This is a genomic window from Vibrio tasmaniensis (genome assembly GCF_024347635.1).
GTDB classification, from domain to species: domain Bacteria; phylum Pseudomonadota; class Gammaproteobacteria; order Enterobacterales; family Vibrionaceae; genus Vibrio; species Vibrio tasmaniensis.
This window is the reverse complement of sequence record NZ_AP025510.1, coordinates 1,850,433-1,867,929: the sequence shown is the minus strand read 5'-3', so window position 1 is coordinate 1,867,929 and position 17,497 is coordinate 1,850,433. Positions and strand designations below refer to the sequence as shown.

Annotated in this window: 13 protein-coding genes; 8 read left to right on the top strand and 5 right to left on the bottom strand. The window is 42.1% G+C overall.

What is annotated here, in order from left to right; all coding sequences use genetic code 11:
- The first annotated feature begins 106 nt into the window (after window positions 1–106).
- Window positions 107–3,262: an Ig-like domain-containing protein gene (locus tag OCV44_RS08410; protein ID WP_139684875.1), complete on the top strand. Its 3,156-nt coding sequence runs from the start codon at window positions 107–109 to the stop codon at window positions 3,260–3,262.
- 50 nt (window positions 3,263–3,312) lie between these two features.
- Window positions 3,313–3,450, top strand: coding sequence for a hypothetical protein (locus OCV44_RS08405; protein WP_170213723.1), 138 nt, complete (start codon window positions 3,313–3,315; stop codon window positions 3,448–3,450).
- Here the strand turns inward: OCV44_RS08405 and OCV44_RS08400 are convergent.
- Together OCV44_RS08400 and OCV44_RS08395 are read right to left on the bottom strand one after the other, a co-directional pair.
- Entirely contained in the window at window positions 3,431–4,957 is a 1,527-nt protein-coding gene (locus OCV44_RS08400) for an HD-GYP domain-containing protein (RefSeq protein ID WP_139684874.1), read from the bottom strand. The two genes, OCV44_RS08405 and OCV44_RS08400, sit on opposite strands and share 20 nt — an antisense overlap.
- A gap of 299 nt (window positions 4,958–5,256) precedes the next feature.
- A complete protein-coding gene (locus OCV44_RS08395) occupies window positions 5,257–5,556 on the bottom strand; it encodes a hypothetical protein (RefSeq protein WP_139684873.1) in 300 nt (99 codons plus the stop codon).
- A gap of 220 nt (window positions 5,557–5,776) precedes the next feature.
- Here OCV44_RS08395 and OCV44_RS08390 point away from each other — a divergent pair, with 220 nt between their 5' ends.
- From OCV44_RS08390 to OCV44_RS08375, 4 genes are all read left to right on the top strand, one after another.
- The gene (locus OCV44_RS08390; RefSeq protein ID WP_139684872.1) at window positions 5,777–7,180 is read left to right on the top strand and encodes an aminotransferase-like domain-containing protein; all 1,404 of its coding nucleotides are present in this window, start codon (window positions 5,777–5,779) and stop codon (window positions 7,178–7,180) included.
- A 126-nt stretch (window positions 7,181–7,306) separates the two neighbouring features.
- Window positions 7,307–7,513, top strand: coding sequence for a hypothetical protein (locus OCV44_RS08385; RefSeq protein WP_139684871.1), 207 nt, complete (start codon window positions 7,307–7,309; stop codon window positions 7,511–7,513).
- Between the two features lie 418 nt (window positions 7,514–7,931).
- Window positions 7,932–8,609, top strand: coding sequence for a hypothetical protein (locus OCV44_RS08380; protein ID WP_139684892.1), 678 nt, complete (start codon window positions 7,932–7,934; stop codon window positions 8,607–8,609).
- A gap of 1 nt (window position 8,610) precedes the next feature.
- Window positions 8,611–9,771 (top strand): trypsin-like serine peptidase, encoded by a 1,161-nt coding sequence (locus OCV44_RS08375; protein WP_139684870.1) that lies wholly within the window; start codon window positions 8,611–8,613, stop codon window positions 9,769–9,771.
- A gap of 93 nt (window positions 9,772–9,864) precedes the next feature.
- On the opposite strand, the gene OCV44_RS08370 is transcribed toward OCV44_RS08375, so the two are convergent.
- From OCV44_RS08370 to OCV44_RS08360, 3 genes are all read right to left on the bottom strand, one after another.
- Window positions 9,865–11,244 (bottom strand): COG3904 family protein, encoded by a 1,380-nt coding sequence (locus tag OCV44_RS08370; protein WP_139684869.1) that lies wholly within the window; start codon window positions 11,242–11,244, stop codon window positions 9,865–9,867.
- Window positions 11,245–11,538: 294 nt separating this feature from the next.
- Window positions 11,539–12,939, bottom strand: a complete 1,401-nt coding sequence (asnS, locus tag OCV44_RS08365; RefSeq protein ID WP_065678729.1) for an asparagine--tRNA ligase — start codon at window positions 12,937–12,939, stop codon at window positions 11,539–11,541.
- A gap of 280 nt (window positions 12,940–13,219) precedes the next feature.
- Window positions 13,220–14,845 (bottom strand): methyl-accepting chemotaxis protein, encoded by a 1,626-nt coding sequence (locus OCV44_RS08360; RefSeq protein ID WP_139684868.1) that lies wholly within the window; start codon window positions 14,843–14,845, stop codon window positions 13,220–13,222.
- Window positions 14,846–15,197: 352 nt separating this feature from the next.
- Here OCV44_RS08360 and queD point away from each other — a divergent pair, with 352 nt between their 5' ends.
- Both queD and OCV44_RS08350 read left to right on the top strand, forming a co-directional pair.
- Window positions 15,198–15,560 carry a 6-carboxytetrahydropterin synthase QueD gene (queD, locus tag OCV44_RS08355; protein ID WP_086049574.1) on the top strand — a complete coding sequence of 121 codons (363 nt, stop codon included), beginning with the start codon at window positions 15,198–15,200 and terminating at the stop codon, window positions 15,558–15,560.
- A gap of 694 nt (window positions 15,561–16,254) precedes the next feature.
- Entirely contained in the window at window positions 16,255–17,397 is a 1,143-nt protein-coding gene (locus OCV44_RS08350; RefSeq protein WP_139684891.1) for an amino acid permease, read from the top strand.
- The last annotated feature ends 100 nt before the right edge of the window (window positions 17,398–17,497 follow it).

Below are 17,497 nucleotides of genomic sequence, written 5' to 3'. Positions count from 1 at the left end.
ATTTGCAACGACTGTACGTTGAAGGCATTTCGTTCAACGCAATTCATTGCTATTAATATGGTTTTTATGCATGTTTAGACTGGTCGATATAAAGGAACCACATAGAATGAAGAAAATACTGAGCCTATGTTTTGTGGTACTAGCGGTGGTCATGGCTGGTGGGTGCAAAGATAGCAAAAACGAAGGCAATAAGCCTATGGTCTATAAGCCTACGAAAGCATCCCCCCCGGATCTTTCTGTAGCGATTACGGTTAATGGTAAAAAGCGTACTTTAGAGCTCCATCGATATTCGATCCGAGAGCCTGATATGAAAGTACATCTATGGAACCATAGTATTAATGGTCATGCACCATCCAGTACAATCAATACGCCAGCGATTCGTGTTTACCGTGGTGTGGATACCAGTGACGAGAATACGCAAGTTATTGCTGCACTGACGACTAAGAACAAACTCTATGTGACGGCGTTCCGTGGTAGTCAAAGAGTATGGACAATTGAAAAAGCGGACATTATAAGCGGCTTATCTGCGAACAAGTTGACAGCAAAAGCACAAAATGTAGCTTCGGTTGCACCGAGGTCCGCAATTTTAGACAACATGCAAAAAGCAATCAAAATCATAGATGAGCACCCGAGTGCTCCAACGTCTGGTTTAGATAACCTAATTGCTAAAGACAAAAGTAAAGTTCAGCTGCACAAAGTAAAAGTAGCAGTCCATGTTTCTTACCAAGCATTTGCTCAAGAAGCGGATAGCAACTTGGATGATGCGATGGTGCTTGTCGATTACTACATTAACTTAGTTGATTATGTGTTGAGCCGAGACGCCTTGTTGCGATTTTCTGTCAATGATGTGTTGATCGAAACTTGGGGATACCTAGACGATCATTACCAAACTTGTAAAAAAAGTGCTTCTCATGATGCTTGTAAGGATTGGGGATATCAGCACGAGAATGAACCAGTGCGTGTTGCCACCATTAAATGGTGGGATGAGCAAAGAAAAACTCGAGGTTGGGATCTCAAACATAGAATGCTTTACCTGAAAGGTAACTGGATCCTTGGTGTGAACTTCGGAAGTATAGTTCGCTCTCCTGGTGACATCATCGGTGCAGATGGTGTCGTATTGCACGAAACCGCACACTATCTAGGTACTGGTCACAGTACATCAGCAGAAAGTGAGGGAATACAAGGAGGCGCTGCCCATGTTGATGATATTAACTTCAACATATATAAAAATAACCGTTTAAGAAGAAATTTGGTTGGACTAGCCGATTACCCTTTACCTCCATCGGCTAAAATCGATCACGTCAGTGTAAAACGAGACAGTACGACAAGCTTAGACGTACTAAAAAATGACTTTGATGCTAACGGTGACACGGTTTCTATCCATAAGGTTGATAAATATTCAGCACAAGGTGCTGAACTTAGCATTGCCAATGGAAAAGTAACCTACAAAGCTCCTAAAGGTTTCATTGGTGAGGATGAGTTCCACTATATTATTACCGATGGTAAGAAACTGTTCGACCGTGATGTCGTTCATGTCAAGGTTACCTCTCCAGACCTATATGCTCGTTTCGATTTTGAAGATGCCCCTATTGATGATTTATGGATGGTGAACGCTCAAACAGGTTTACCGGGTCAAGTGGCAGTAGCCAAAACATCAAGTAAGCAGTCGATTTCTGAAGTTTGGGTTAATCAAGGCTATGCGAATTCTAAGACGCTTAAGCTAGGGGCTTTTGAATCTGTAAAGTCTAATTTGTTAGAGAATGATGTTCAGGAGTCTCTAAAATACAAATTCCATTATGGACATGACTTTGACTTCGCTGAAGATGATTTCACTTTATCACTTAAAGTGAAACCTAACGTAAAACTAGAGCATCCAATTGACTTGGTTAGTAAAGGAATTTGGAATGATGGTTTTCACTTCAAATTAACGAAAGAGGGGACGTTAGAGTGGTTTATGATTTCGCGCCAACTCGCAACCTATGCGGGTGGAAATGATCTAAGAAAAGTGTCGGTGACGACCAAAGAGGCGCTAAATCTAAGTCAATGGAACACTGTTGCTGTACGTGTTGATCGTACTACCCAAAAAGTATCTATTTGGTTGAACGGTAAGCAAGCGACATTAGTTGATCATTACAACAACAAAGCAGAAGTCGATGATATTAAATTGGCGAGCGGTTATGCCGGAGTTTGGGGAGCGGGTAGCCGATTAGGGGCAGGAACAAGCCAAGGGATGATTATTGCTAAGCCTTGGATGGATGCGGGTAAAGATGCAACGGCCGCTCTCGAGACAGAGCAAATGGCCGGGAACATCTTAGTGGATAATATTGAGATGCGTTCGTTTGCCTTGTCTGACGTTGATATGGCAGAGCTTGCTAATGATAATCTGAAGTATGCACATACGCCGCGACCATATAATGGACAATCAATTCCATTTAATGGTAACCACAATTTCAGTTGGAAAGTATCAAAATCAAGTGCATATAAAGTGTATACCAGCACAGATAGTAGTACTTGGTTAGAAGTTCAATCAGGTTCTAGTTCTCCAGCTTCAGGTTCACACACTGTTAATCTAGACTCAACGAGTGATGTTTTATATTGGCGCATTGATTTTGATGGTAAAACTGGGAAAGTATGGTCTGTACGTAACTCGTTAAAAACGGGTATTCAGAATCTTTCTTTTAGTTACGCTGAGGCACACAGTGGCGCTAAGTACCCACAATGTACAGTAAGTAAGAATGGGGATTGTTTATTTGGTTGGGATGACGGTAATAGAACTGACCAATATAATCATACTTGGACACAAAGTCCTGCAGATATTCTTAACTGGGAAGGCCACCTCTACTTAGGTGGAGATGAGAAAAAATCAGAGGTTTCTGTTACTGCTCAAAGTGGACAAGATTGGAAAACAGTCCGCTTTCGAACGGCCGTTATTGGAAAGGGGTGGACCGGTGCGCAGGAGCTTCCAAAAGGTACACTTAAGTTATTAGCTAATGGTACGGAAATCTGGAAGGCTTATAGCGTAGGAGACAACATATCTGATGGAACATTAGGTAAGTCAGGTAATCATTGGTCTAATCTACCGTCTATTGGTACCAACAAAGTGAGTGTACCAAGAGGTACTAAAGTAGGTGGCTATAGTATTCACAGAGTCGATTTGCCAGCTGATACAACAACGCTCAAGTGGGTCTATGAAGTAGAAAAACTTGATAGTAAAGGAAAGAACCCTGGTGTTGCTCTTGGTGGTGTACAGCTACTAAGATAGTATTTCTTCTAAACTGAAAAACCCAGCATATTTATATGTTGGGTTTTTTTATGGCATCTGTTTTAGCCAATCTTATTGTTGAGTTTAAATTTGGTGCGGATGAAGATAACCCCACTAAATACCTAACGGATAAAGCGATAGGGTGTAACTCATTTATGGTTTCAAAAACTAAGCAGGTTGAGCAATAAAACTTTCACGCTCAAGTTCACTTTGTACGTTTTTTCCATCCTTGTAGGTCGCGGCAATGAAAACAAACTCCTGTTCAACGGCAAGAAAAGCTTGAATAACTTGCGGGTCAAAATGCGTCCCATCGCCTTCCAATATAATCTGTTTGGCTTGCTCATGGGTAAAGGCTGGCTTGTAGACTCGCTTTGATATTAATGCGTCATAAACATCGGCCAATGCCATTAAGCGGCCGGACAGAGGAATATCTTCACCAGACAGTTGGTTGGGATAACCGCTGCCGTTCCATTTCTCGTGGTGAGTCAGAGATATCTCTTTCGCGACTCTTAAGAAAGAACTGCTTCCCAATTGCTTTTCTGCAATAGATAACGCTTCGGCACCAATAGCAGGGTGACCTTTCATTATCTCAAACTCTTCATCCGTCAGTTTGCCTGGTTTCAATAAAACGCTATCTGGAACACCAACCTTACCCACATCGTGCAATGGGGCAGACTTGTAGAGCAGCTCAATATAGTTTGGCGTTAATAAGCTTGCGTGGATTTCAGATTTGCTGAGCTCCAGTGCGAGTACCTTTACGTATTCTTGAGTTCGTAAAATATGGGCGCCAGTTTCGTTATCTCGAGATTCTGCAAGTGCAGACAAACTAACAATCGCTACGTCACGTGTAGTTTTCACTTCGTCTTGGGCATTTTCTAGGCTATCAAGCATTGTATTGGTCATAGATGCTATTGAACCAAGCTCGTTGTAGCTAAAAATAGGTAAGCGAACGCCTTGCTCACCATTAGTAACTTTACTTAATGCGTGCTCTTGGCTTAGAAGAATACGTTTAATCAGTTTGCTCCATAAAGTCATGATAGTTATCGCGTACCCGCCCAGTACAACCGCCAAATAAATAAACTCTTTGATCACGCTGATCTTGCCCGTGCCATCTAACAAACGGTCGGGGTTGTTTTCTAGCCAGAAGATGTCTTTGACGGCAACCATAGTCAGCATGGTGGTTAGGGTTACCAGAAGCACGACGACTAAACCAATCATTTGCTTAACTAGCGAACTTCTTTCTCCAATCAGGTGGAAGTCAAACTGACCAGTTGTCTCCATTTTGTCGATTTGAGCGAGCTTGGCGCTTAACTGAAGAATGGTTCCGGTAAAGAAACCAAATAAGCTCATGCCGAACAGCACTTTCAAGTTACTGTCTATCGTGAAGTCGTAGCTTAGGTTGTAATACAGAGCGAGAGGAACACTAGCTGTTAAAAATAATAGAGTATCGACTTGTGCGAATCGACCTTGTTTGACTAAGGCGTGTTGTGATAGCAAATAATGACGCGCTAGCCACAATAAGATAAAGACACTACTGACTTGGGTGAAAATTTCTAATGTCTTTAAGCTTTCGAGCATCGGGCAAACCCGACTGCCATAGGTGCCAAACAGAACGCCAGCGATCACGTATAATTGAGTCGTTAGCGATTGATTGTAATTTGAAGTATCCATCGATAAGCCTTTGTTCATTTTCATCTTAAGGTCTCGCAACTATTCCTAAGTTTACGAATACGTGTTTTTTGCATTGATTCACGAGGTTGGGGGGATACGCATGGGTAGCATAGCGAGCGTGAATAAGGTCGGGGATTCTATCGATAGCTTTTGTTGAATGATACAAAAAATTGGTTAGTGTTGGTTATTTGTTAGCTAGATAGGTGTTATTACGATGTTTTTTATGAAAATATTTGAATAGTCTCGATTGAAATTCGAGACTATTCAGTCGATATATTTAAGTAAAGTCGAGAGTGATTGACGACTACTTACCTCTAATCAAATTACTTTTTCAGATTGATTTCAGATTCAATTGAGTTGGTTTCAATGTCTGGGTGAGATGCTAGTTTGTCAGCTGCCCATTGGTTTAGGTGTTTCAAGATAGCAGATACCGCGTGTTTCTCCGTTGGTGCTTGGTCTTGATCTACATCGATTTTTTGCTGTGGATGTGAACCTGTCGCATCTTCAGCAATATGGAGCCAATCTGGGTGCCAGTAATATGGCTGGCCACTCGGTGTTGTCCAACTATGAACACCGTTTGACTCTCCTTTATAACTTAACTGGTCTGCTTCTATTTTTTTCATTGTTCTCTCGCATGTTTTTTGGGTTACATCAAATTATAGAGGCGTAGAACGAACTTGGCTCCCGCCTTGGTTACAAACTTAACAAAGCTTACAAAGTTATCTGTGAACTTATTCACACTATTATAGAAATTAGGCTTATTCATATGGATAGCAGTAATAGTTGTTAATGTTAGTGATAAAATCTCAGGCTTATTTGAATTTCTGTAGGTAGTACAATTAGATGGCGCGTTATGAAGAGCTAGCAAAGGATATTCGAACTCAGATTGCTAATAACACGTGGCGATCCGGTGAGAAGATCCCTTCGGTACGCATGAGTTGTCGCAATTACAACGTCAGTAATAGTACTGTCTTACAAGCCTACCAAATGCTAGAAAGCGAAGGGTGGATCATAGCTAAGCCCCAGTCGGGCTACTTTGTTGCCCCTCGTATGGACGGTTTTGGGTACGAACAACCGCTAGTACGTGAAAAAAAAGCCATCAATGACCGCTTATTCGATTTTTTGAAGTCGAGTTCCGCCGAAGGCGTGATTCCTTTTGGCTCCGCATTCCCAGATCCTGATCTTTTCCCATTACCTACTTTAACTCGAAACCTTGCGAGTGCTGGAAGAAAAATGACTGGCGCCAGTGTTATCAATAATCTACCACCTGGTAGTGAATCTCTCAGAAGGCAAATCGCTCAGCGGTATTTGCAGCAAGGCATTACGGTAAATCATCAAGACATCGTGATTACGTCAGGTGCAATGGAAGCGCTTAACTTGAGCCTGCAAACGGTGACTAAGTCGGGTGATAATGTTGTAATTGAGTCGCCTGCGTTTTATGGCGCTCTGCAGGCTGTAGAGAGGCTAGGCTTAATCCCTATCGAGGTCGATGTTTGCCCAATCAATGGGTTGAACATCGAACAGTTTGAAAGTGCCCTAAAAAACCAAGACGTGAAAGCGTGTTGGTTGATGACAACTTTTCAAAATCCGACAGGAACCAGTTTGTCGGAAGAATCAAAGCGCCGTGTGGTCGATATTGCTGAACAACACAAAACTTACATCATTGAAGATGACGTGTATGGTGACCTTTACTTTGAAGGGCATAAACCTAAGCCATTAAAAGCTTTCGATAAGACAGACTCAGTGTTGCTGTGTGGCTCATACTCTAAGAGCCTATGCCCTGGTTATCGTGTCGGTTGGGTGGTGAATTCTCGTTTTAATGATGCCATTCAAAAGCTTCAATTGTTGTCTACGCTATCAAGCAGTGCACCCGTTCAGCTTGGGGTCGCACACTTCCTCACTCATGAAAGCTATGATAATCACCTTCGCAAACTGCGTAAAAATCTCTTGGTCAGAAAAGAGCGGTTTATTAGCGCTATCAAGCAATACTTCCCCCAATCTATCGAAATTGAAGACCCTGCTGGTGGTTACTTCGTGTGGGTTCGTTTTTCTGCTAATTTTGACGGCCAACAATTCCATCAACTCGCGATTGCACAAGGTATTAGCGTCGCATCGGGCGATCTATTTAGTGAGCAGGGCAAAGTAGACAACGCGATTAGATTGAATTTCTCCTATGAACTGACAGAAGAGAAAGAACAAGCACTAATGATGCTTGGCAAACTGGCACATCAACTTGCGCATTCGTAAATCGTAAGTCACTCATAAAAAAGACAATGATTCCAACTGTACGGACTGATTCCGATGCAACTGTACGCCTTCTTGACCAGCAAGTTGTGATTCAATAATGATAGACCAAATATTGGAGATATCGGTATGTTGAAAATGACTATGGGAAATGAAGTTAAGTTAATTATCGTCGCGATTGTGTGTGCACTTCTGTTAATCCTCGGTCACGTATTACTGGCGAAAGCATTCGCTGACATGGCATGGGCAGAATACACGACCGCCGCAATCCCATTCGTTATGATGATAATCTGCGGTCTCGCGATAAAGTACGCTAGCGACCAAGATGTCGATTAAGTTGCTGAGTACTCGAAATAATTTTACTGAGCCCCACCATGATTTGGTGGGGCTTTTTCGTTCTATACATAAAACGGGTTCGTTTAGGCATCGATTTATCGTGATGAAATAAGGATAGTCGACGAAATACAGTACCTGTCCATACCTGTTGTAAGGGTATGTAAGCAGTATCTAGTCACTGCATGGAAGGTATATCACTTTTAGTCAAAAGCTTGGCAAACACCATTTGTAGCAATTTTCTATTGTTATGTTTAGATTTTATCGTATTCGCGTCAATTATCGGTCGGTCGTATTCGAGTTGTTATAGAAAAAGCTCTTACAGTACCTTACATTGCCATTTTATCTTTAATCTACAATTGCTTAGAACTAATTGAAAGGTGGATGTATGAGATTTAGATATGCAAAAGCAAACCTCTGTATGTTGGCATTGCTAACAACTAATGCAGTGGCCAGTGAGATTGATGTCGATTTGAATAAGTTAAGTAACGTTTCAGAGGTTGGCTCTAATACCTTGTCGATCACTAGTGAGTTCATCGGCTATGAACTTAGTGATGGCCAGTATCGTTACGCAAGAGACGTTGATTTAAACGGTTTAGATTGGGTTTTCTTGTATGGAGAGCATCAAAGAAAAGATAAACCCAATAGTGCTTTAATTGGTGACGTAAATGTTATTGGCGAATTACGACAAGTTTCCAATTCCGAGACTAAAAATGCAGTTGGCAATCGTTACTATTGGCAAGGCGGTGACTCCACGGATTATAACCAAGAACTGGCTTTCTCTGGTTTGCTTGTTGGTACGAGTGGTTTCTCTTTTGACGTTCAACCAGGTAAAGACGGGCGATTTTCTGTAGAGCTTTATACACACAATTGGCTTTCTTCTGCTGATGTAACCGCATGTGTTAAAAAGCAATGCATCACGATTAAAAATGATATTTCGTTTCACATGACCAGTGTCAAAAATACGATTGTCTTCGAATCTCAATCTCCAGACGACATCGTGGAAATTTCTTACAAACGTCAATATAGACAGTTCGACTTTGAATCAGGCCAAGGTTATCACTCTATCGAAGCGATTCAGCTAAAGGAGCTAAAGTAATATGAACAGACTCATTTTAGTATCAGCAATCGTTGCTGCTTTTTCAGCGCAAGCGGGCATCGGTAAGATGGATCGTTCTGTTACTCAACACAAAGCGTTTGCCTTACAAACTCAATTTGATTTTGCTTGTCACATGAATGCAGGGTCGGCCACTTTAATCGACCCTTATTGGGTTATCACAGCAAATCACGTATCTGGCTCTAAAAGTGCAGGGTATGAAAACGCGGTAACTTGCTCTTCTTATAAAAAAGATGAGAACGGTAAATATAACGTTGTTCATACATCACGTGCGACCACTAACCCCGATGGAGAGTGGGGCGAATATGAGTTTACCGATGGTGTTTATGATTTCGCGCTTGTGCGTTTGGATACACCGATCACCGGAATAAAACCAGCTAAATTACCAGAAAAAGGGATGTTCAATCATTCGGAAGTCTATGAAGTCAACAGTGTTGGTTTTGGTAACTATAATGGGCGCAATGGCGGCAAAAAATTTGTTAAGTACAACGATACCGATAAAAAATGGTTAGCTGAATATAAGTACGATCCAGTAATCATGCCCCAAAGCAATCTTCAGTGGCTAATCATCCATGGAGATTCAGGATCGGGTATTACAATTGAAAGAGATGGTGAGTTTTATATTATTGGGGAAATTGGCCTTCAATATTATGGCGAACTTGGCTGGCAAGATACCTTCGATGATGTCTTAGGAAGATTAGATACCTTACAAAGTGACATGCAAGAGCATGGTTTCAGCTATACGAAACCTGTAAACCTTGATGATGTGAAATGGACACCAACGACCCAGAATGACATTGAAGATCTTCACGCATTTTACAGTTACTGGAAAGCTGAAAATATGGATTTCAATGGTACTTACTGGACGAAGGATGGTGGTATTTATAACACCGCTTATGCGATAGAAGGGGAAAAATACACTTTTGAAGCTGTTATCCCTGCAAATCCTAAAGCTCCAGCCTTTGATGTGTTTGTTAATGGTCGACAGGTTGCTCATAACATCAAAGCAGACAAAGAAAGTCTGTTTTTGAAAGTGAATACGTTTGAGCAGAAAGGCGATCAGTTAGTCATTGAATTCAAGCCTCTCCAAAGTACAGGCGAAAAAATAATGCTTGATCACTTTTTGGTACGCAAGGCTGACTAATTTAGTCTGGACAGCTTAAATGAAACTTAAGCGCAATATATAAAAAAGAAGCCCTACTTAATATAAGTAGGGCTTCTTTTACAATGTGCAAAATTACTTAGTAATTAATGTACTTTGCTTAGCATTTAATTCAAAGTTCGAAGTCTTGGTTATCGATTTGCTTACGATAGGAGTGGCACTACCTAGTATCTTTCTCTTTGTCGTTCTTTCGTAACTGACAAGTTGAACCTGGTCACCTTTGAGAGTGCTCTCTAAGCAGTTAGCAACAGTGACCAGTTTCCCTGATGCGACCGTGAACTTAACTTTTTTACAGTAGTTAATTGTGTTTACTGATGGATCTTTAACTAGGGAAAATTGTTGATCTTCAATCTCAACTTGGATCGCGCTTTTGTTCAATTCGACCTGAACAGATGTATGCGATGCTTCAATGCCATAATTTTCGATCGTCAAACCCGTTTCAATTAAGGGTTTAGGAGCAACACGGTACTTATCGTTGGACCTATATGTTGTATTTATTGTATCCGTTTTTGAGTTATAGATAGTCGCCGGCTTCGTTGATGAAGCTTTAAATACATACGATTGGGTAACAGGATCTAATTTCCCATTAAGCTTTAAGTAGGTTATTAACTCATCTCGGTTTGATACATTGAACTGTTTGAATAGCAGTGTAGAGACATGATCGAGCGCGTATACGGTACTTCTCACGTGGTTTTCAACGGCTACAGCTTTCAGACTATCACTAACAACGTCCAATAGGTTGTTGTTCAAAAGGCTGTTTTTAGGGGTGTAGTTCGCTCTAAGGTCTTTTGTAACATTCGTCATTACAGACGCCAAACCATACTTAGATACTTCAGCAGGAGTCATATAATGCATACCGTTAGCAGGTGCTGCTTTTAGGGTAAACCAGTAGAAACCGCTCGGATCTTTTAATCCCATTTTTTTATAGTAATCAATGTATGGCTTGTGCTCTTTGTGTCCTACAGGAAGTGAAGCACCTTGTATAGAGCCTGCAGCCCAAGAGTGCACGCCTAATCGAGCGCCTGGTTCAACCGTCCTTTTTACACCCGCAACGAAAAGGTCAGTGCCGCCTGACGCTACATGTCCAATCGAGCTAATGTACGTGTCTAACTTCTTTGCTCTTACTTTGTACGCTAGTTGGATGTTGGCGTCATCATTCATAGAGCCACCCATATCAATGAAGTTCAGCGTTTTTGTATTCGGGTGAGCTTTCATCATATCGTCAAATGCTTTGGGGCTACCACTACATGCAACGCCATTGACACTCGCTATTGTACCTTTAATCTTGAAGGTTAAGGCTGTATCCCCTTGTAAGGGTTGCGAACATTTAGAGATGAAGACTGTTGGTTTTTGTGTTGGTTTCACCGCCGGCTTTTTAGCCGGAGTCGATGATCCTCCGCCACCACATCCGGTTAAAGTGATTAGTAGAACTGCAGATAAAATGCTTGTTTTCATTGGGGTCCCTAAAAATTTATATTCACAAATTAATTAGTAAGAAGAATAATTTATACAGGACATCAATACTGTATGACTTTGTCAGGTGTTCATTACATAAAATTACAGTAAGTAAGCTTTTGATTTGTAGTTTTATATTTGAGCTAGTGATTGGAGGTTTGCTCATGAAAGTGAGCAGGTGAATCTGTGGGGAAAAAAGGAATAGAGATAATATTAAGACATAAAAAAAACCTCCGTATATACGAAGGTTTTTTTATCTGATACTGACTTTTTTAAAGAAGAAGCAAGCCGATATTAGAAGTTTGCAGAGCGTGGAGTACGTGGGAACGGGATAACGTCACGAACGTTGCCCATACCTGTTACGTAAGATACTAGGCGCTCGAAGCCAAGACCGAAGCCAGCGTGTGGCACTGTACCGTATTTACGTAGATCGCGGTACCAGCTCATGTGCTCAGGGTCGATACCCATACCAATCATGCGCTCGTCTAGAATGTCTAGACGCTCTTCACGTTGTGCACCACCGATGATTTCACCGATGCCTGGTGCAAGTACGTCCATTGCTGCAACTGTTTTGCCGTCGTCGTTTAAGCGCATGTAGAAAGCTTTGATGTCTTTCGGGTAGTTCTTAACGATAACAGGCGCTTTGAAGTGCTCTTCAGCTAGGTAACGTTCATGCTCAGAAGACATGTCGATGCCCCACTCAACGTCAAATTCAAATTTCTTACCAGAGTCTAGTAGGATTTGGATTGCGTCAGTGTAGTCAACTTGTGCAAAATCAGCGTCAACGAATTGCTCTAGACGAGTAATTGCTTGCTTGTCGATGCGAGAAGCGAAGAACTCAAGGTCGTCACGGCGCTCTTCAAGAACAGCAGCGAAAACGTACTTAAGCATGTCTTCAGCCAGTTTCGCTACATCGTCAAGGTCTGCAAACGCAACTTCAGGCTCAACCATCCAGAACTCAGCTAGGTGGCGGCTTGTGTTTGAGTTTTCAGCACGGAACGTAGGACCGAACGTGTAAACCTTGCTTAGTGCACAAGCGTAAGCTTCAGCATTAAGTTGGCCAGATACAGTTAGGAAAGTCTCTTTACCGAAGAAATCTTCGTTGAAATCAACTTTGCCTTCGTCAGTGCGAGGTAGGTTTTCCATGTCTAGCGTAGATACGCGGAACATTTCGCCAGCGCCTTCTGCATCAGATGCAGTGATAAGCGGAGCTGAAGTCCAGAAGAAACCTTGCTCGTGGTAGAAACGGTGAATCGCTTGAGATAGACAGTTACGTACACGTGCTACTGCGCCGATCACGTTTGTACGTGGGCGTAGGTGAGCAACTTCACGAAGGTATTCGATAGAGTGACGTGTCTTAGCCATTGGGTAAGTGTCAGCGTCTTCAACCCAGCCTACAACTTTAACGTCAGTTGCTGCTAGTTCGAAGTCTTGACCTTTCGCAGGAGACTCAACAATCTTACCTGTTACTTCAACAGAGCAGCCAGTTGTTAGCTTTAATACTTCGTCTTCGTAATTATTAAGATTATTAGGAACCACGGCCTGAATCGGGTCGAAACAAGAGCCGTCATAAATGGCAAGGAAAGAGATTCCAGCTTTGGAATCACGACGTGAACGGATCCAGCCGCGAACAGTTACTTCACTGTCTACCGCTAGCTTGCCGCCAAGTACGTCTGTTACAGGCGCGTAAGTCATGTTGATTTCATTCTCCATTGAGGGACAAATTCAACTCGAAGTATCTAGCTTTGCTGCAAATAAACATACATTTGCACAATAATTAGCCGAAACATTGAGTTGTATAAACTTTTTAAATCGATTGAACATATTACCTGTCATAACGACAGCTTCAACCTTTATTCTTGCTTGGTGAAAGAAATATTTTGTCTATCGAGGATAAAAGCCAATAAGGGCTGATTTTTTGCTCTATTTTCTACTTTGTCACACCAAAAGTTGTCTCTTTAGTCTCAATTGAATACTAATTTTTACGATTTCCAGTGTTGGCGAGCGTGAATTGATTAATCAGTGACTCGAGATGATCCGAAAGTTCTTCTAAATCATTACTGATGTCACGAGTCTCAGCCGCAGATTGTGATGTGTTGTCAGCATGAGAAGTGATGGTTTCCACCTTTTGTTGCACATCTTGGGTTGCGTGTGTAGTGGATTGCGTCTGTTGTTGAATATTTTGCGCATGAGCCAGAACTTGTTTCATTTCTTCAACGACACCGTTCATTTCAACGGACAGTGCGTCGATATCTGTTGAGCTTTGATGCGCTTGTTCGCAAACGCGGTCGGCAGAAGTCAGAGATTCTTCACTGCCTTTCTGGAACTGATGGATAATCGATTCAATACTGCCCGTTGCCTCTGCCGTTCGTGATGCAAGATCACGAACTTCATCTGCTACTACCGCAAAGCCCCGACCTTGTTCTCCCGCACGAGCCGCTTCAATCGCCGCATTTAAGGCTAGAAGGTTGGTTTGGTCTGCAATACCTCGAATAACACCCAATATTGAAGAGACTTCTCCAGTTTGCTCATTAAGTGTTTGTATCTTGTGTTTTACTTCTTCAATACTGCTGACTAGGTTCTTTATCTCACTGCTTGCATCATGTGCTTGATTGGCACTCTTACACGCCACATCGGCGGTGTGATTGATAAGCTCTGAAGCCGTTAAAGTCGCTTGTTCTACATTGACTTGCTGTGCCTGTATTCCTTCGACATTGTTTTGCACTTCCGCTGTTTCGTTTTGTTGATCGCTGGCGGCTTGCTCGGTAATTTGCGCAACACTAGTCAGTTGGTTGGCAGACGCATTCAACTTGTGCGAAGTGTCTTGTACCTTTTCCAAACTGTTAGAAACGGTGCCCATGAATGAGTTGATGGAGTTAGCCAGCGTACCTATTTCATCCTTACTTTGCTCTGGCAGGCGAGTTGATAGGTTCTTATCATTGCTGACTTGGGTCATAAAGCGAGATGTCTGTTGAAGAGGGCGTACGATGATCTTACGAATCAATCCCATAGTAAGAACGAATCCGGCAAAGGAGATCACCGCCATAATACCGATAGCGGCCATGGTTTGAGTGTTGATCAGTGAGTTGGCGTGGCTGAGGTTATATTCGAGGCGAATGGCACCCAATACTTCACCTTGTGGCGCCATATGACAGGCCACACAATTGGTACCTCGGTAATCTTCACTCGATTTCATTGGCAGAGCAATAACCAAGCCTTTACCCCAGTCGGCAGAAAAGGGCTCGATAACGGTTTCACCCGCTAGCGCTCGTTTATCAATATCATCGACAGGCGTTTGGTTTTCATTGCCGGGGCCGTATAACTTGCTCACTGTATCGGCACGTAATACACGAACATTTTCAATACCTTCTTGAGCTAGCGCTTTCTGACGAAGTGTCTCTTTTTGCGCCATGGTGCCAGTGAGCATCATCATGTTGAGGCTATCGAAATAGTTACTCGCTTTGTCGTGTAGTTGTTCACTGAGCACCGAGTTAACCAACTCTTTTTGTTGCGAATATTGAAAATACGTCGATATGGCAAGCAGGAAGGTAAACACGACGGCCAAAGCCACCAAGATTTTGAAAGTGATTGTTGAGCGCATAGGGAATAGTTTTTAGTATTTATAATGACACGCATACTGTACGTGTCAGAGACCCTACTACCTATGGGGTATAACAAATAGTGTGACCATTCTCCGTTTATGATGATGTTTCTGTGATGTAACAACTTTGTGTTGTTTTTTTGGCGCGTAAGTGTCAGTAATTTATCATTAAATAGCGATAAGTATGATCTTGTTTCCGTGTTCTCGGCCTTTAAGTGTTGAATCTATTAATAGATGTAACTAACAGTGTTTGGTCTTATAAATCAGTTTGAGAGCTTACTATTGATAGAACTTGTGAAGTGGAAGGGTTTTACGTAAAATTGCGTGTCATTTTTTTAGCCTGAGAAACACAATGAGATCTGAGTTATACAAAGAGTTTATGTTTGAAGCAGCCCACCATCTTCCCCACGTGCCAGAAGGGCATAAGTGCGGTCGTTTGCATGGCCACTCTTTTCTTGTTCGTTTGTACGTAGAAGGCGAAGTTGATCCGCATACTGGTTGGGTAATCGACTTTTCTGAAATTAAAGCTGTATTCAAACCCATTTACGACCGTTTAGACCATTACTACCTAAACGACATTGAAGGTTTAGAAAACCCGACAAGTGAAGTATTGGCTAAGTGGATCTGGAACGAACTAAAACCAAGCTTGCCACTTTTGAGCAAGGTTGAGATTAAAGAAACATGCACAGCGGGTTGTATCTACCGCGGTGAATAAGGTTTCGAGACTGTAATTTCAAAGCTATATTTTTAAAGTAATTGCCTTCAATACGATAGTATTCAATATCGTTTTTATGGTTATAGTCTTCAAAGCTTCAAAGGTGCTCACAAGAGCGCCTTTTTTGTGGCTGTCATATATGTCTGGGTGTTCTTTATACAAGCTTTGTTGTTGATGGAGTGGGTGTATTTATGTGGTGAGTTTTTATTAATGATGATGATTGGTTTAAGTCGCTTGGTGGTTGATTTATATCCAAATGGCCGTTTTGTTCAATTTAATAGCAAAAATTGTGGTTATAGCGTTGTGTTTCGAGGCTCATTCGATAAGATGAAAAGACCTCTATGATAGAGGTAGGGCAGCAACGGATACGCTGCTTCAAATACTATGGAATGTGACTCAATTATTGGACACATACATGAAATTCAAGATTACATCGCCGATTATTGAACCTACGGAAGGTTCACCACATCAGTTAATGCTCACTCATACTGCTCGTTTTACCTCTTTTAAGACAAGATCCTCTTTGAACGCCCTGTTCGACCACGTCTCTGCACGCTTCTTTACCACTTATCGCTCCTATTGTTATTCGTTTTATAACTTTATTTCTATCTGAACGCCTTTGTCATCCTCTCGATGTACAAAGACTCACACCTATAAAAACTAAACAAATAAGTTAAAAACAATGAATATTAAAATGATGGGTAGCTCCCTAATTATCGCTGGTACCGCTCTCGGTGCTGGTATGCTTGCGATCCCGATGGTATTAGCTCAATTCGGATTGCTTTACGGCACACTGCTTATGGTACTGATCTGTTTCGGTACGACTTACGCAGCATTACTACTTCTAGAAGCGACCATCAAAGCGGGTGGCGGTCTAGGATTAAACTCTATTGCCCGAAAAACTCTGGGCAAACAAGGTCAGTTGCTGACCAACGGCTTGCTATACGCGCTATTGATTTGTCTATTAATGGCTTACATTCTAGGCGCGGGCGACTTGCTGAGTAAGTTGCTGTCTAACTTTGGCGTTGAAATTACCGCTACTACGAGCCAAATCGTGTTTACCTTGCTTGCGGGTGCCGTAGTCGCGAGTGGTACTGGTGTAATTGATAAACTGAATCGTGCGTTGTTCTTCGTGATGCTAGCGAGCTTGTTTGCAACCATGACGTTCTTGGCGCCGAGCATGACTCAAGATAACTTGATGCAAGTAACCAGTCATGATCACATTGACCTCATCAAAACCAGTGCCATCCTATTCACAAGCTTTGGCTTTATGGTTGTGATTCCAACCTTGGTTTCTTACAACCACGAAGCGACAGACAAACAGCTGCGTAACATGGTGATCGTCGGTTCACTTATCCCGCTTGCTTGCTACTTATGCTGGTTGTTTGCTGTGGTCGGTAACCTGAGTGAAGAGCAATTCAGAAGCTTCAAAAATGTCTCTGATTTGATGGCGGCGTTTGAGGCACAGTCTCCTTGGGTGGGTAATGTTCTTTCTACCTTCACAGGTTTGGCACTGTTAACTTCTTTCTTTGGTGTGGCGATGGCGCTGTTCAACCAAAATAGAGATATGTTCAACCAAAACACAGCGGTGACTTACTGCATTAGCTTCATCTTGCCGCTGGCGGGTTCACTGCTTGCTGCAGATAAGTTCCTACAAGTGTTGAACTACGCGGGCATCATCTTAGTGTTCTTGGCTGTTTTTGTTCCTCTGGTGATGGTTCATAAGCAACGCTTTATGAAAGTAGCGGAAGACAGATACCGAGCAGAAGGTGGCAACGTAATGATGCTGTTCTCGCTGCTGTTTGGTTGCTTCCTGCTTATCTCACAAGTGATCTAGTTCTTTGGTCAATTATCTAAGATGCGAATTGAGCATCTTAGATATAAGTGACCGGAATTCAGATACAAAAAAAGGAACGCATCAGCGTTCCTTTTTTATT

Excerpts from the sequence above, each read along its gene's own strand:
- OCV44_RS08400 (WP_139684874.1), bottom strand. The coding sequence starts at position 4,957 with ATGAAAATGAACAAAGGCTTATCGATGGATACTTCAAATTACAATCAA.
- OCV44_RS08350 (WP_139684891.1), top strand. The coding sequence starts at position 16,255 with ATGATGGGTAGCTCCCTAATTATCGCTGGTACCGCTCTCGGTGCTGGT.
- OCV44_RS08385 (WP_139684871.1), top strand. The coding sequence starts at position 7,307 with ATGTTGAAAATGACTATGGGAAATGAAGTTAAGTTAATTATCGTCGCG.
- OCV44_RS08370 (WP_139684869.1), bottom strand. The coding sequence starts at position 11,244 with ATGAAAACAAGCATTTTATCTGCAGTTCTACTAATCACTTTAACCGGA.
- OCV44_RS08380 (WP_139684892.1), top strand. The coding sequence starts at position 7,932 with ATGTTGGCATTGCTAACAACTAATGCAGTGGCCAGTGAGATTGATGTC.
- OCV44_RS08390 (WP_139684872.1), top strand. The coding sequence starts at position 5,777 with ATGGCGCGTTATGAAGAGCTAGCAAAGGATATTCGAACTCAGATTGCT.
- OCV44_RS08375 (WP_139684870.1), top strand. The coding sequence starts at position 8,611 with ATGAACAGACTCATTTTAGTATCAGCAATCGTTGCTGCTTTTTCAGCG.
- OCV44_RS08395 (WP_139684873.1), bottom strand. The coding sequence starts at position 5,556 with ATGAAAAAAATAGAAGCAGACCAGTTAAGTTATAAAGGAGAGTCAAAC.
- asnS (WP_065678729.1), bottom strand. The coding sequence starts at position 12,939 with ATGACTTACGCGCCTGTAACAGACGTACTTGGCGGCAAGCTAGCGGTA.
- OCV44_RS08360 (WP_139684868.1), bottom strand. The coding sequence starts at position 14,845 with ATGCGCTCAACAATCACTTTCAAAATCTTGGTGGCTTTGGCCGTCGTG.
- OCV44_RS08405 (WP_170213723.1), top strand. The coding sequence starts at position 3,313 with ATGGCATCTGTTTTAGCCAATCTTATTGTTGAGTTTAAATTTGGTGCG.
- queD (WP_086049574.1), top strand. The coding sequence starts at position 15,198 with ATGAGATCTGAGTTATACAAAGAGTTTATGTTTGAAGCAGCCCACCAT.
- OCV44_RS08410 (WP_139684875.1), top strand. The coding sequence starts at position 107 with ATGAAGAAAATACTGAGCCTATGTTTTGTGGTACTAGCGGTGGTCATG.